The organism is Sphingomonas sp. LR59 (genome assembly GCF_036855945.1).
GTDB lineage: Bacteria > Pseudomonadota > Alphaproteobacteria > Sphingomonadales > Sphingomonadaceae > Sphingomonas.
The window spans coordinates 3,979,712-3,993,860 of record NZ_JASPFL010000001.1 but is presented as its reverse complement, the minus strand read 5'-3'; the positions used below and the strand labels follow the sequence as shown (position 1 = coordinate 3,993,860).

The 14,149-nt window shown below is 66.8% G+C and carries 12 protein-coding genes and 1 pseudogene; 4 read left to right on the top strand and 9 right to left on the bottom strand.

The genetic code is table 11. The features are described from left to right. Positions 1 to 63: 63 nt before the first annotated feature. From QP164_RS18810 to QP164_RS18800, 3 genes are all read right to left on the bottom strand, one after another. Positions 64 to 1,848 carry a CHASE4 domain-containing protein gene (locus QP164_RS18810; protein ID WP_333924097.1) on the bottom strand — a complete coding sequence of 595 codons (1,785 nt, stop codon included), beginning with the start codon at positions 1,846 to 1,848 and terminating at the stop codon, positions 64 to 66. Then, on the bottom strand, positions 1,848 to 3,749 hold the full coding sequence (locus QP164_RS18805; RefSeq protein WP_333924096.1) for a GGDEF/EAL domain-containing response regulator: 1,902 nt from the start codon (positions 3,747 to 3,749) through the stop codon (positions 1,848 to 1,850). Before QP164_RS18805 ends, QP164_RS18810 begins: the two co-directional genes overlap by 1 nt. A 91-nt stretch (positions 3,750 to 3,840) precedes the next feature. Continuing rightward, complete coding sequence (locus tag QP164_RS18800; RefSeq protein WP_132737796.1) at positions 3,841 to 4,755, bottom strand: ROK family protein; 915 nt, start codon at positions 4,753 to 4,755, stop codon at positions 3,841 to 3,843. A gap of 188 nt (positions 4,756 to 4,943) precedes the next feature. Here QP164_RS18800 and QP164_RS18795 point away from each other — a divergent pair, with 188 nt between their 5' ends. After that, a complete protein-coding gene (locus QP164_RS18795; RefSeq protein WP_132737793.1) occupies positions 4,944 to 5,546 on the top strand; it encodes a Dps family protein in 603 nt (200 codons plus the stop codon). Positions 5,547 to 5,700: 154 nt separating this feature from the next. On the opposite strand, the gene glmS is transcribed toward QP164_RS18795, so the two are convergent. Both glmS and glmU read right to left on the bottom strand, forming a co-directional pair. Further along, positions 5,701 to 7,524 (bottom strand): glutamine--fructose-6-phosphate transaminase (isomerizing), encoded by a 1,824-nt coding sequence (gene glmS, locus QP164_RS18790; protein ID WP_333924095.1) that lies wholly within the window; start codon positions 7,522 to 7,524, stop codon positions 5,701 to 5,703. A 23-nt stretch (positions 7,525 to 7,547) separates the two neighbouring features. Next, positions 7,548 to 8,930, bottom strand: a complete 1,383-nt coding sequence (gene glmU, locus QP164_RS18785; RefSeq protein WP_333924094.1) for a bifunctional UDP-N-acetylglucosamine diphosphorylase/glucosamine-1-phosphate N-acetyltransferase GlmU — start codon at positions 8,928 to 8,930, stop codon at positions 7,548 to 7,550. Between glmU and QP164_RS18780 the strand changes: the two genes are divergently transcribed. After that, entirely contained in the window at positions 8,929 to 9,660 is a 732-nt protein-coding gene (locus QP164_RS18780) for an HAD family hydrolase (protein ID WP_333924093.1), read from the top strand. The two genes, glmU and QP164_RS18780, sit on opposite strands and share 2 nt — an antisense overlap. Beyond that, positions 9,657 to 10,016: a hypothetical protein gene (locus QP164_RS18775; RefSeq protein ID WP_333924092.1), complete on the top strand. Its 360-nt coding sequence runs from the start codon at positions 9,657 to 9,659 to the stop codon at positions 10,014 to 10,016. Before QP164_RS18780 ends, QP164_RS18775 begins: the two co-directional genes overlap by 4 nt. 212 nt (positions 10,017 to 10,228) lie before the next feature. On the opposite strand, the gene QP164_RS18770 is transcribed toward QP164_RS18775, so the two are convergent. The 4 genes and pseudogenes from QP164_RS18770 to QP164_RS18755 form a co-directional block, all read right to left on the bottom strand. Further along, complete coding sequence (locus QP164_RS18770; protein ID WP_333924091.1) at positions 10,229 to 11,218, bottom strand: nucleotidyltransferase domain-containing protein; 990 nt, start codon at positions 11,216 to 11,218, stop codon at positions 10,229 to 10,231. Beyond that, positions 11,203 to 12,063 (bottom strand): HprK-related kinase A, encoded by an 861-nt coding sequence (locus QP164_RS18765; protein ID WP_333924090.1) that lies wholly within the window; start codon positions 12,061 to 12,063, stop codon positions 11,203 to 11,205. The genes QP164_RS18770 and QP164_RS18765 overlap by 16 nt, the downstream gene beginning before the upstream one ends. Further along, the gene (locus QP164_RS18760) at positions 12,060 to 12,335 is read right to left on the bottom strand and encodes an HPr-rel-A system PqqD family peptide chaperone (RefSeq protein ID WP_333924089.1); all 276 of its coding nucleotides are present in this window, start codon (positions 12,333 to 12,335) and stop codon (positions 12,060 to 12,062) included. The genes QP164_RS18765 and QP164_RS18760 overlap by 4 nt, the downstream gene beginning before the upstream one ends. A 4-nt stretch (positions 12,336 to 12,339) precedes the next feature. After that, positions 12,340 to 12,767 (bottom strand): annotated as a pseudogene (locus QP164_RS18755) (hypothetical protein). A 116-nt stretch (positions 12,768 to 12,883) separates the two neighbouring features. On the opposite strand from QP164_RS18755, the gene QP164_RS18750 reads away from it, so the two are divergent. Then, positions 12,884 to 14,110: an ATP-binding protein gene (locus QP164_RS18750; protein WP_333924087.1), complete on the top strand. Its 1,227-nt coding sequence runs from the start codon at positions 12,884 to 12,886 to the stop codon at positions 14,108 to 14,110. Positions 14,111 to 14,149 lie beyond the last annotated feature (39 nt).

The following is a 14,149-nucleotide window of genomic DNA, read 5'->3' as shown; positions in this document are numbered from 1 at the left end:
CCAGCGTCAGCAACGCGACGGCGCCAAGCCCGGGCCCGTCGCTTTCTAGCCGTAGCGTTCCCTTCATCGCGGCCATCGAATTGGCGCACCAGTGTAGCCCGAGCCCGCCCGACTTGTGCGCCCGCGTCGAGAACCCGCGTTGAAACAGCATCGCCCCGGCTTCGGGGAAAAGCCTTCGCCGTCGTCGCGGATCGCCACGGTGACCCGGCCTGCCGTTTCGGTGATGGTCGCCACGATTGATCCGCTGCCCGTGCCGCGCGCGACGATCGATTCGACCGCGTTGCCGAAGATGTTGCCGATCACCTGACTGAGGATGACCCGGCTCGCCATCACCGGGCTCGGGCCGGCGGGAAAACTGAACGCGATCGACGTGTCCAGCGAATAGCGCGCGATCGTCGCATTTCGGGCGATGATGTCGCTGACGTCGCACACCTCCAGCGCCGGGCGTTCATGCGCGGCGCGTTGTTGCTGGCCGATGATTTCCAGAACATCCGCCATCGCCTCGCGACCGATCGCCAGTTCGCGGCGCATGGTCTCGCGATCGGTGGTTTCGGCGTCGATCGCGGCCGCGACGAACATACTGAGTTTGCGGCGACGTGCATCGGGTATGTCGCCGCGCGCGAGTTCGGCGATCGCACGATCGATCGTCGTCCGGTCGACCGCGGCGGACTGCGTAATCCCCTGGCTGAGGATCGTGCTGATTGGATTCAGCGCGTTGCGGACGTTGTGCATGACCGCGACCGCGCTTTCGCTCCGTCCAAGGTCGAACGACTGGACTTCGATCTGCTCGCGCAGGTCCTTCAGCTGACGCAGCATCGCATTGAAGCTCCTGCCGAGCGAGCCGACCTCGTCGCGCCGGCCGTCCTCTTCCAGCAGCGCCAGCGATCCCGATGCCCGCACCCGCTGCATGTGGCTTTCGACACGGTGCAGCGGGCGCAGCACGAGCCGCTCGATCATCCGCCGGAGCATCACCAGTACCAGCAAGAGCAACATGGTGGAGCCGACAACCGCGAGCAGCAGCATGCGCCGCCCCAACAGCGAGACATCGCGGGGGACGCTGAACCGCGCGCTGGCGACCGCATGACCATCGGCCCCAATCATCGGCACCGCAATCGTCAGCTTCGTGGGGCCGGCGGCAATGGCGACGGCATTGCCGGGCGCTGTGGTGTCGATCTGCGCGCGGGCCCGCAGTACCCTGGACGCTTGCTCGGTCGTCATCACGCGCGCCATCAGGACATACCCGCGCGGAGTGCCGCTACCGTCCGAACGACGGACGCGGGCAACACCGATCGCTGCCACCGAGTCGCCGATACGGGCATAGAACCGTCCCGAGCTGCGCCGGCCAAGCACCGTGGCAAGATCGGTTCGCGCGATCATCGTCGTCAGTTGCTGACGCCGGATGTTCGCCTGCATGCTACCAGCCGCATCGCGCCAGCGGGCGATCACGACGCTATTGGCGGGGCTGACATAGGCCATGCCGTCGACACCGATCTCGTACATCGCCTGCGGTAAAAGGCTTTCGCGATCGAAACCGGCGCGTGGGTCGGCCATGTAGGCATAGCTGCCGTTCCAGTCGCCATAGTCGCGCACCGCACTTTCGACGCTGGCGGCATAGTCCGATACCGCAGCGCGCGCCCGCGCGACCTGCCCGGCGATCGCCTTGTCCTCGAGCTGGGTAAAGCTGGGCGTAATGATGCTGGCGAGCAGCAGCGTGATCGCGATCGTCGCGACCAGCCCGACCGCGGTCATGATCATCACCAGCTTGGCACCGAGCGACGAGCGTGTCCGCGTGCGTCCGAACTGCCGGCCAAGAACAGGCGGCAGCCGGCCCATCGCGGCAGACGGCATTAGCCGCGTATCCCGAACGTCTGGCGGATCTTGTGGTCGTCGTTGGACACGTCGTCGCTACCGTCGACCGTGCCGGTCAGCGCCATCTCGAGCGCGCGATCGGCGGTGACCGGGCGCGAGAAGAAATACCCCTGCATATGGCTCGCACCGGCGAGGCGAAGCGCCTGGACCTGCGCCTCGGTCTCGACGCCTTCCGCGATCACGCCGAGGCCGAGGGCGCGGCCGAGATGGATGATCGAATGGACGATCGCCGCGCTTTCGCGTTCGCGGCCCATGCCATCGATGAACGACTTGTCGATCTTCAGGCAATCGAGCGCGAACTTGCGGATGTTGTAGAGGCTCGAATAGCCCGTGCCGAAATCGTCGAGCGCGATCCGGAAGCCCATTTGCCGAAGTTTGTAGAGCGTTTCGGCGGCACGCTCCGCATCGTCGAAGATCGCGGTTTCGGTGATCTCGATCTGCAGCCGCGCCGGCGCGATGCCAGCGCGCTGAACGCTCTTCATGATATGCCCGACGAAATTGTGGCGACGAAACTGGCGCGGGGAAAAGTTCACCGACACATATTGGCCAGGCCATTGCTTCAGCACGTCGAGCGCCTCGCCCAGTACCCAGTCGCCAAGTTCGTGGATGAGGTTCGATTCCTCCGCGATCGGAATAAAGATCGCCGGGCTCATCAGGCCATATTCCTGTGTATTCCACCGGACCAGCGCCTCGAACCCGACCACCTCGATCGCATCGCGGGAGACGATCGGCTGATAGACCAGGCTGAGTTCGCCTCTTTCGATGGCCTGGCCAAGACCGGATTCGACGCGACGGCGAAAACGGATGCCTTCGTCCATGCTCTCGTCGAACAGCCGGACGATGCCACGCCCGCCGCGCTTCGCGTCGTTGAGGGCAAGGTCGGAACGGCGGATCACGTCGACCGGATCGCCGCCCTGCCCGCCCGCGGTCACGACCAGTCCGGCCGAGGCCCCGCCCTGCACCGAATTGCCGAACACCTGCAGACTGACCGAGCATGCGCTCACGATCAGTTCGCAGGCCATCACCGCCGCCGCCTCGCCCGGCGTCTCGAACAGGATCCCGAACTCGTCGCCGCCGAGCCGCGCGACGATCGCTCCCTCGGGCGCAGCCTGATTGAGTATCACGCAGATTTCGCGGATCAGCGCATCGCCGGCGAGATGCCCGAGCGTGTCGTTGACCAGCTTGAAACGATCGAGATCGATCATCACGGTGGCGAACAGCCCTTCGTCGCGCGTCCGTGCCGCCAGCGCCCGCAAGAAGGCGAGCCGGTTGGGTGCGTCGGTCAGCGAATCGTGCGTCGCCATGTGCAGCGCGCGACTCTCGTTCGCCGCCAGTTCGGCACCCTGTTCCTCGAGTTGCACGACCTGCGCCGCGAGCAGGTCGCGCGCCGTCGCCAGATCACGGTCGTTCCGCCAACGCTGCGCGAGTGCGGTCGCGGTCTGCAGGATCTCGGCAACCTCGAATGGCTTGGCGATGTAGAAGATCTTGTCGGCGGGGCCGGCAACCTTGCTGATTTCGATCGGCGAAAAATCCGAATAGCCGGTGACAATGACGATGTTGATATCCGGATCGAGCGCGCGGATACGTTTCGCGGTTTCGCGGCCATCGATTCCCGGCGGCATCCGCACGTCGATGAACGCAACCGCGAACGGCTCATCGTCGACCACCGCCCGCTCGATCGCGGCGACCGCGTCGAGCCCCTGGTCGCAATAGGTCAGTACGAACGGGGGCGCATCGTCGGTCGCATCGACGCCGTCGTCGCCGAACAGCTCGACCGCCATCGCGTCCAAGGCGGACCCGGTACGCGATCGTGGCCCGGCGAAACTACGCCGGTAGCTGTCGTGCATCGGCGGCTCGTCGTCCACGATCAGAATGCGCATCGGAAACCGCTCCTCGTGAGACACGACCGTCGCCGTCCAGCGATGGCATACGTGCCTCCAGTTCTTGCTACGAAGCGGTAACGAGGTACGGTTAAGACGCCGTAAACGACGTTTCCAGCTGATGGCCGAGCGCCTGTCCGCCGAGCACGATCGCCCCGAGCGGCCCGGCATTGTTGCCGAGCGCAGGCGGCACGATGAACGTGTCGGTCAACGCGACCTCGGGCAGCGTGATATAGCCCCCCAGGCTGCGCGTCATCGCTGCGCGGACGCGGGGGAACAGGTGCGACGCGCCCATCACACCGCCGCCCATCACGATGCGTCGCGGGATCCCGGTCAGCACCAGCGTGTGACACAGCTGCCCCAGCGCATCGGCGACCCCGTCCCAGACCGGATGCTCGGCCGGTGCCTCGTCCGCAGGATGACCGATCCGTGCGGCGATCGCCGGACCGGCGACGAGCCCCTCGATGCAGGCGCCGTGGAACGGGCAATTGCCGATCCAGTCGTCGCCGTGGAACCGCGCAGGCCGGATATGGCCGAGCTCGGAATGCGTCAGCCCGTCGACCGGGCGGTTGTTGGCGATCAACCCCGCGCCGACGCCGGTACCGACGGTCACGTACGCGATATCGGGCAGCCCCTTCGCCGCGCCCCAGAACGCCTCGGCGAGCGCCGCGCCGACGACGTCGCTGTGGAAGCCGGTCGGCACGCCGTACCGGCGCTGCAACCGCCCTGCGACATCGGTGCCCGCCCAGCCCGGCTTGGGAGTCGAGGTGATGTGGCCGTAATCATGCGAATGCCGATCGATCGAGACCGGACCGAAGCTGGCGATGCCGATCGCGACGAACCCGCTCCACCGGTCGAGCACGGCTTCGATCGCCGCCATCGTCTCGTCGGGCCGGGTAGTCGGGATACGCACGGTTTCCTCGATCTGGTCGGGCCCGCGCGCAAGAATACAGATGCATTTGGTCCCGCCAAGTTCGATACCTGCGACCAGAGGTGCTTCCGTCATCCCAAACTCCCAACACGTTGCGGCGGCCCGCTTCCTTTGTGGACGCCACACAGTCAAGGGGGCGCCGACGGGTAATGATGCTAAGCCCACCGAACGCGATCACTGTGAGCGGACAATTCGTTCGCAGTCGATCCGCGCAGTCGTGCGTTCAACGAGTTCGGTTTACGTCAACAGACAGGAATTTCCCGATGGCGAAGAAGCCCGCAAAATTACCCAAGCTCGATACCTCTGTCGAGGCGCAGCCGCAGTACAAGGTCGAATACCGCGAGATTCAGCCTTACGGCACGCTCAAGCGCCTGCCGATCGCGCTGGAAGACAACGCCCGCGCGCAGAGCGTCGCGACGCTGAACCAGGTGCTCGCGGATACGATGACGATCCGCGACATGTACAAGAAGCATCATTGGCAGATGTCGGGCGCCACCTTCTACCAACTGCACCTGCTGCTCGACAAACATTACGAGGAGCAGGCTGCGCTGGTCGATCTCATTGCGGAACGGATCATGGCGCTTGGCGGCATCTCGATCGCGATGGCGCACGACGTCGCCGAGATGACGACGATCCCCCGCCCGCCCAAGGGCCGCGAGGATGTCCCGACGCAGCTCGCCCGCCTGCTCGAAGCGCACGAGATCATCTTGCGCCAGGCGCATGAGGGCGCGGAAGCCGCCGACGAGTCCGGCGACGATGGCACCAACGACCTGCTGGTGAGCAACATCATCCGCACGCACGAGCCACAAGTGTGGTTCCTGGCCGAACATCTTGCCGAGACCGAACTCGTCCGCAGTGACAAGTAAGGCGATGTTGCAATCCTCCCCCGCAAGGGGGAGGTGGCAGGCGCCAGCCTGACGGAGGGGAGGAAAGGAATTACCGCTGTTGCGCGTTCCTCCTCCTCCGTCACCTCCGGCGACACCTCCCCCATGCGGGGGAGGATTTAAACGCTCGCGTACGCTACTCGACCGTGACGCTCTTCGCGAGGTTGCGCGGCTGGTCGACATCCGTGCCCTTGAGCACCGCCACGTGATACGCCAGTAGCTGCACCGGCACCGCATAGACCAGCGGCGCGATCAGCGGGTGGACCTTGGGCATGGTGATCGTCGCCATGCAGCCTTCGCCGGCCGCCTGGATCCCGTCATAGTCCGAGATCAGCACGACCTTGCCGCCGCGTGCCATGACTTCCTGCATGTTGCTGACGGTCTTGTCGAACAGCGGCCCCGACGGCGCGATGACGATGACCGGGACATGCTCGTCGATCAGCGCGATCGGTCCGTGCTTCATCTCGCCAGCGGCATAGCCCTCGGCATGGATGTAGCTGATTTCCTTCAGCTTCAGTGCGCCTTCGAGCGCCAGCGGGTAATCCGTGCCGCGGCCAAGATACAGCACGTCGCGCGCGCTCGCGATCTTGTGCGCCATCGCCTCGATAGCCTCGTCATACGCAAGCGCGCCGTTGAGCGCGGCAGGGGCCTCGGCGAGGTGGCGGACGATCTCGCGCTCCTGATCCCGCGTCAGCAGCCCCTTCGCACGCGCCAGGTTTGCGGCAAGCGCAGCGAGCACGGCAAGCTGGCAGGTGAACGCCTTGGTCGAGGCCACGCCGATTTCCGGCCCGGCATGCGTCGGCAGCAGCAGATCCGCTTCGCGCGCCATCGAGCTGGTCGGCACGTTGACGACGACCGCGATCTTCTGGCCCTCGGCCTTGGCGTGGCGTAGCGCGGCCAGCGTGTCCGCGGTCTCGCCCGACTGCGAGATGAACAGCGCCAAGCCGCCGTCTTCCATCACCGGCGCGCGGTAACGGAACTCCGACGCGACATCGAGATCGACGGGAACGCGTGCGAACTGCTCGAACCAGTATTTGGCGACCATGCCAGCATAGAAGCTCGTCCCGCACGCCACGATCGTCACGCGCTTGATGCTCGACAGGTCGAACTCGGGGATGGGCAGCGTGATCTCGCCTTCCATCCGCTTGAGATACGAGCGGAGCGTCTGCGCGACGACGATCGGCTGCTCGTAGATTTCCTTGAGCATGTAATGCTTGTGGTTGCCCTTCGAGATCACGTCGCCGGTGACGCCCGAGATCGTGATCGCACGCTCGACGGGCGCGTTGTCGCGGTCATAGACCTGGGCGCCGTCACGCGTGAGCACGACCCAATCGCCCTCGTCGAGATAGGCGATCCGTTGCGTCAGCGGCGCGAGCGCGAGGGCGTCGGAGCCGAGGTACATCTCGCCGTCGCCGTGGCCGACAACCAAGGGCGAGCCGAGCCGCGCGCCGATCAGCAGGTCGGGATGCTGGCGGAACAGGATCGCGAGCGCGAACGCACCGTGCAGTCGCGGCAGGATCTCGCGGACGGCGGAGACTGGATCCATCCCCGCCTCGACCTTCTCGCTGACCAGATGCGCGACGACTTCGGTATCGGTCTCGCTGGTGAACACGCGACCGCGCGCGATCAGCTCTTCGCGCAGCGGCTTGAAGTTCTCGATGATCCCGTTGTGGACCACCGCGACTTCGCCGGTCGCATGCGGATGCGCATTGTTGGTGGTCGGGCCGCCATGCGTCGCCCAGCGCGTGTGCGCGATACCGGTCTTCCCGGGCAGCGGATGCGCGGCGAGTTCGTTGGCCAGGTTGACGAGTTTCCCCGACGCACGCCGACGCTCGATCGCGCCGTCATTATCGGTGGCGATGCCCGCCGAGTCATAGCCGCGATATTCGAGCCGCTTCAGACCGTCGAGCAACCGACCCGCGACGTCTTCGCCGCTCAGAATTCCAACGATGCCACACATACGATCTTACTCCAGAAACACGCTTATCGGGCAGCCTTACGGGCTATCATCCGCTCGCGGAAGCGCTTGGCCCAAGCGGGTTTGGCGATCTGCTCCGGGCGTACCAACGCGAGTGCGTCGGCCTCGACATCCGCGGTCACGACCGAGCCGGCCGCAACGATCGCACGGGCGCCGATCGTGACCGGCGCGACAAGGGCCGAGTTGGAACCGATGAACGCCCCCTCACCGATGACGGTGCGGTATTTGAAATAACCGTCGTAATTGCAGGTGATCGTCCCCGCGCCGATGTTCGCGCCCGCACCGATGTCCGCATCGCCGATATAGGTCAGGTGGCTGACCTTCGCGCCCTCGCCGATAACGGCTTTCTTGATCTCGACGAAGTTGCCGACCTTGGCATCCGCGTGCAGTTCCGCGCCGGGGCGGAGGCGCGCGAACGGGCCGACATTGGCTCCCTTGCCAACGGTGGCGCCTTCGACGTGGCTGAATGCGTGGATCGTCGCGCCGTCCTCGATCCGCGCACCAGGGCCGAACACGACGTTGGGCTCGATCACCACATCGCGGCCGAGCTGCGTGTCGTGCGCGAACCAGACGGTGTCGGGCGCGATCAGCGTCACGCCGTCCGCCATCGCCTGTGCGCGCCGCATCGCCTGCCAGGCAGCCTCGACGCCGGCGAGTTCGCCACGGCTGTTGACGCCGGCCACTTCGTCCGCGCCGGTTTCGATGACGGCGGACGAACGGCCGGCGGCGGCAGCAAGCTCGACGATATCGGTAAGGTAATATTCGCCCGCCGCATTGTCGTTGCCGAGCCGGTCGAGCAACGCGAACAGATCGGTCGAACGCACCGCCATCAGTCCGGAATTGCAGAGCGTCACCGCACGTTCCGCCTCCGACGCGTCCTTATACTCCACGATCCGGTCCATCCGGCCCGCAGCGTCGGCGATGACGCGACCATAGGCGCCGGGATCGGCGGGGCGGAAGCCGAGCACGGCCACCGCAGGCATATCATCGCCGTGCAATCGGTCGATCATCCGTTGCATCGTCGCGGCGGTGACCAGGGGCACGTCGCCGTAAAGGATCAGAACGTCGCCTTCGAACCCGGCAAGGGCCGCGCGGGCCTGCGCCACCGCATGGCCGGTGCCGAGCTGTTCGGCCTGGAGCGCGGTGGCGATGCCGTGTGGCGCGACCGCCGCCTCGACCTGCTCGCGCCCCGCCCCGGTGACGACGACCGTCTTCGCGGGGTGCAATGTCGCCGCGCTTGCGACCAGATGCAGCAGCATCGGCCGCCCGGCGATCGGGTGAAGCACCTTGTGCAGGTCCGATTTCATCCGCGTGCCCTTGCCGGCCGCGAGGATCACCACCGCGATCGGATGCGCCGGAAACGGTTGGTCGTTGGAATGCGTCGTCATGGAAGGACCGCTGCCACGAAAGCCTTGCCAATTCCATAGCGTCGCTGGCAGGCCCCTGTGCAATGACGCATTTTTATTCGATATCGTCGGGTTCGACCTCGACGGCACGCTGCTCGACACCAGTGGAGACCTTGCCGCCGCGGTCAATGATGCGCTCGCCTCGGTCGACCGCCCACAGCTTACCGTCGAGCAGGTCAAGCCGATGATCGGCGGCGGCGCGCGGCATATGCTCAAGCAGGGCCTGACTGCGACCGGCGGCTATGACGAGGCGATGCTCGACACGCTGCATGCCAAGCTTCTCGCTTACTACGAGGCGAATATCTGTGTGCATACCAGACCGTATCCGGGCGTGATCGAGGCGCTCGACGCCCTGGCGGCGAAGGGCGTGACGCTCGGCATCGTCACCAACAAGATCGAGCGGTTCGCTCGGACCGTGCTCGCCGAACTCGGGCTGACCGAGCGTTTCGCGTGTATCCTCGGCGGCGACACGCTGACCGAGTCGAAGCCCTCGCCGATGCCGATCCATGCGATGGTGAAGCTGTGTGGCGGTGGCCGCGCCGCGTTCGTCGGCGATTCGGTCTTCGACATCCAGGCCGGACAGGCGGCGGGGTTGCCGACGATCGCGTGCAGCTTCGGCTTCCTGATGCAGCCGGTCGCCGAGCTTGGCGCCGACGCGGTGATCGACGGCTACGACGAACTGCTGCCGACGCTGGAAAGGCTCGGCGCATGAGCCGGACGCTGCTCACGCGCATCGCGCTGGTGCTGGCGGTGGTGTTCGCGGTGACGATGGCGCTGCTGCCGAAGCCGCCGCATATGCCGTTCGACCAGTTCGGCGACAAGTTTGGACACATGCTCGCCTTCGCGACGATCGCGCTGCTGGCCGCGCTGTCGTTTCCGACCGCGCGGCTGTTCCGGATCGGCGAGCGGCTGTCGTTCCTCGGTGCGCTGATCGAGGTGCTGCAGTCGATCCCGTCGCTGCACCGCGATTGCGACATCCACGACTGGATCGCCGATACGCTGGCGATCACGTTGGTGTTGCTGATTGTCTGGGCGGCCCGGCGCGGGCGCGGCGCGCGATTGCCTTAACGCCGGGCGAGCTGAAGCCCAGCGTCCTCCTCCCGGTCTCCGCCGTCTCCGAATTCCCGTCACCCCATTCCCGTCACCCCAGCGAAAGCTGGGGCATCCCCCTTGGCGGGCGATGCGGCCTGTACGATGAGATCCCAGTTTTCGCTGGGATGACGACGGGAGAGATGGGAGATGATGGGCGTAAAGCAGCGGCTCTGGAGACCGAGACAGGCTCACCCCTTCCTGAACTTTGTCCAGAGATGCCGCGCGAGCATCGCCGGGGGCATCCGCAGCCAGTGTGAGCGGACATAGAAAGCGAACCGGGTCAGCGGGCGCGTCGGTCTGCCCCAGCCGTCCCGCGCGGTAAGGCGGCGAATGTAGAGGCGATCGATACCGCGCGTGCGGCCCTCGCCGAACAGCGCATCGACCAGCCGCAGCGATCGCGCCACCTCCCGGTGCAGACCGTGATGAAGCGCGTCCGCGTCGAGCCCATCGGTGCCGAACTCGTCGACCAGACAGCGGATGTCCCACAGGTTGCGCAACCCGCCCGCCAGATCGCCGTCCGCGAACAGGTGCGCCGCGGCGTGGACGATCATCCCGTTCGACGACAGCGTGCGCAGGCCGTTCTCAAGCGCCACGCTCCCCTCGATCAGCGCCGCCGCATGGGGCGTGATCCGTGCGGTCAGCGGCAGGATCGTGTGGTGGACGTCGATCATCCGATCGCGATCGCGGTGGATCAGCGGCGGGAGTTCGTGCATCCAGCGGCGGTAATACACGTCGTCATACGGGTCGGGCTTCACCCATTCCCACCCCGTCGCGAGCAACGCCGCCTCGACTCCGTCGAGCGAGGCGCGCGGCGCCAGGATGTCGAGATCGCCGATCGATCGCCCCTGCCCCGCCGACAACCCCGCCGCGACGAACGCGGTGCCCTTCAGCAGCACGACCGGGCAGTCGACCGCGGCGAGCGCGCGCCGTGCCATCTCCGCCTCCCACAACGCCGCGCGCCTGCCGTGCTCCGCGGCGGCCCGCGCGTCGGCGAGGATCGCCTGCACCGCGGTCGGCATCGCCAGGCCGTCGAGCCGCAGCGCCAGCGTCCCGATCAACTGCTCCGCGCGCGCCATCGCCAGCAACGCGGTCCAGCCGTCCGCATCGAGCCCGACAACGCTCGACGGATCGGCCAGCGCCCGCGCGAGCATGCGGGCGTCGGTCACAGGTCCGCCCATAAGGCCTCGACCTGTTCGATCGCGCGCGGCCCATCGGGATAATCCACCGCGATCGCGGGCACGTCGGCGATCAGCCCGGTCAATCCGCGAAACCCCGCCTCGCCGAGCGCGACATAGTTGGTCGAGGCCTGCGTCATCCGCACGAATGCCTCGCCGGGCTGGACCGACCGCGTCTCGGGCGCGAACCCGTAGCGCGGGAATACCAGCAACGCCGGCCGCGCGGGCACGTCCATCGCCGCGATCGCCCGCGCATCGGGGACCATGTGACGGATGTCGCCCTTCGGCGTCGCGCGCAGCAGCGGCCCCATCCGCGCCTCGGGCCATGCCGCCTCGGCCGCAGCAATCCCCTCGTTCTTCAGGCTGATCAGCCGCGGGAACGCGTGGACGAGGCCGGTCGCCGGATCGAGCAGCACGAACTCGTCCCCCATGAACCGCCAGCCCTTCGCCGCCAGCAGCGTCGCGAGCGTCGACTTCCCCGCCCCCGAGATGCCGGTCATCAACAGCGCACGCCCGTCGCGCTCGACTGCCGACGCATGCAGCAACAGATACCGCCGCGCGCCCAGCGCCATCTGCAAGTTCATCGCCATCTCGGCGGCGAGCAGCCCCTGCCGCAACGGCAGCGGGGCAGCCTCGGGCAGCATGTAATCACCGCCGATCTCGACCGACGGGCGAAGGAAACGCCGCCAAGGCCGACGCGCGAACAGGCGCACGGTGAAGTCGGGCACGCCGTCCGGCGGCTTGGGATAATCGCGGTACAGCGTCTCGAGGTGTGCGATCGGCGCGCGCCAGTCCGAACCGATGCGGAAGCCGACCGGGCCGATCCGCACGGAGAAGGCATGCCTCATGCGCGCTCGACCAGCCCGGCCTCCACCAGTTCCTCGAGCCGCGCCGCCAAAGCCTCGCGGGTACCGTCGGTGAGGTCATAGTCGCGCCCAAGCCGATCGAGCAGCGCATCGAGCGACCGAGCACCATCCTGCACAGCGACGAGTATCTGCGGCGCGGGGTCGGTCAGCAGATGCGTGACCCCCGACGCACGGTGATAGACCGCGGTAAACTCGTCGAGCGGTGCGATCAGCAGGCCATCGCTCGGCGGTGCGCGATAGACCGCATGATCCACGGCCTCAGCCGCGCGGCATCTGCAGCGATGCGAAACAGGTGAAGCCGCCCTGGCCACGCTGCAACCGGCGGATATATTTGACATAGGCGCGGCTGCGCTCGGAGTCGGTCCCGGGCAGCGTGCTGCCATTGGCCATCGCGCGCTTGACCTCTTCGCCCTTGAACGGACGTGGCGACGAGGGAAACGCCCCCTGGTACGCGCGGGAACGACCTTGCCATCGGCATCGATGTAGCTGCCTGCGCGGCTCGCATCGGGGACGGGTATTTCGCAGTTCAGTACCGACCCCGCGGTCTGCGCGAGCGCGGGCCGGATCGACATCACCGCACCGGCCGTCACCGCACCGAGCGCCAGCACGCGCCGCCGCGACGGCACGTCGGCGCTTGCGGCGGCATCCGGGTTAGGCGGGTCCTGAGTGAATCGCGTATCGTCCATGATGCCCCTGCTATAGTGCAGCCCTTTCACAATCCTGAAGCGCTGACAATATAGCCGCGCCGACCGTACCGAACTAGGACGGGCGAGCGCCCAGTCTGTGCGCCCTGGAGATTACAATGCTGTCGGGATTTGGCCTGCGTACCTTCTGGGCGATCGTCGTCGTCGTCGTCGCATCGATCGGCGTGTTCGCGATTACGCGCGACGTGCAGGGTGCGATCGTCGCGGTGGTCGGCGGGATCGCCGCCGCGCTGGTCGCGGCAGGGACTGGCGACGAGGCGCCTGCCCCCGACGATGCGGCGCATACCGCGCCGTCCGTGCTCGACGACGTGCTCGATGCGATCGTCGCGCCGGTGCTGCTGGTGCAGGACGGGCGCGTGACGCTCGCCAACCGCGCGGCGCGGACGTTGCTCGGCGCGCATATCCTCGGCGAGGATGCGCGCGTCGCGATCCGGCATCCGGCGGCGGCCGAGCGCCTCGGCACGCCGGGACCGATCGATGGCGAGCGGCCGATCGAACTGGTCGGGCTCGGCACGCGCGACCAACGCTGGGAGATGCGGCTGAGCGAGGCATCGGACGGCCAGCGGATCGTCCACCTCGTTGACCAGACCGGCAACTACGCCGCCGAACGGATGCGGATCGATTTCGTCGCCAATGCAAGCCATGAGCTACGCACGCCACTCGCGTCGATCCTCGGCTTCATCGAGACGCTACGCGACGAGGCGGGGGAAGATGCGGACGTGCGCGCGCGCTTCCTCAAGGTGATGGACGACGAGGCGCGGCGGATGCAGCGACTGGTCGAGGACCTGATCTCGCTGAGCCGAATCGAGGCGGAGAAGTTCCGCCTGCCCGACAGCGCCGTCGATCTCGCGCAATTGGTCGAGGATACGCGCGAGGAACTGGCCGACGCAGCTGGCGATCGCGGGCAGGATCTGGTCGCGACGATCGCTTCGGACCTGCCGGCGGTATCAGGCGACCGCGTCCAGCTGTCGCAGATGCTCCACAATCTGATCGGCAACGCGATGAAATACGGCCGCGCGGGGACGCCGGTGACGATCGCACTGAAGCGCGACGATGCTGGCATGATCCGCCTTTCGATCCGCGACGAGGGCGACGGCATCGCGGCGGTCCATATTCCGCGGCTGACCGAGCGCTTCTATCGCGCCGATGCAGGCCGCAGCCGTTCGCTCGGCGGCACCGGGCTCGGCCTCGCGATCGTCAAGCACATCGTCGAGCGGCATCGCGGGCGGCTCGATATCGCCAGCCAGGTCGGCGTCGGCACCACCGTCTCGGTCATTCTGCCGCCAAGCGGTGTGGCGGCAAAAGGCGGTGTCATAAAAGGGTAACGCAACTGTCACACAGGATCGCCTTAAGTACCGCTAAGG

Coding starts and splice junctions, on each gene's coding strand:
- QP164_RS18795 (WP_132737793.1), top strand. CDS start 4,944: ATGGCGAAGAAGCCCGCAAAATTACCCAAGCTCGATACCTCTGTCGAG.
- QP164_RS18810 (WP_333924097.1), bottom strand. CDS start 1,848: ATGCCGTCTGCCGCGATGGGCCGGCTGCCGCCTGTTCTTGGCCGGCAG.
- QP164_RS18770 (WP_333924091.1), bottom strand. CDS start 11,218: ATGGGCGGACCTGTGACCGACGCCCGCATGCTCGCGCGGGCGCTGGCC.
- QP164_RS18805 (WP_333924096.1), bottom strand. CDS start 3,749: ATGCGCATTCTGATCGTGGACGACGAGCCGCCGATGCACGACAGCTAC.
- QP164_RS18765 (WP_333924090.1), bottom strand. CDS start 12,063: ATGAGGCATGCCTTCTCCGTGCGGATCGGCCCGGTCGGCTTCCGCATC.
- QP164_RS18750 (WP_333924087.1), top strand. CDS start 12,884: ATGCTGTCGGGATTTGGCCTGCGTACCTTCTGGGCGATCGTCGTCGTC.
- glmS (WP_333924095.1), bottom strand. CDS start 7,524: ATGTGTGGCATCGTTGGAATTCTGAGCGGCGAAGACGTCGCGGGTCGG.
- glmU (WP_333924094.1), bottom strand. CDS start 8,930: ATGACGACGCATTCCAACGACCAACCGTTTCCGGCGCATCCGATCGCG.
- QP164_RS18775 (WP_333924092.1), top strand. CDS start 9,657: ATGAGCCGGACGCTGCTCACGCGCATCGCGCTGGTGCTGGCGGTGGTG.
- QP164_RS18800 (WP_132737796.1), bottom strand. CDS start 4,755: ATGACGGAAGCACCTCTGGTCGCAGGTATCGAACTTGGCGGGACCAAA.
- QP164_RS18780 (WP_333924093.1), top strand. CDS start 8,929: ATGGAAGGACCGCTGCCACGAAAGCCTTGCCAATTCCATAGCGTCGCT.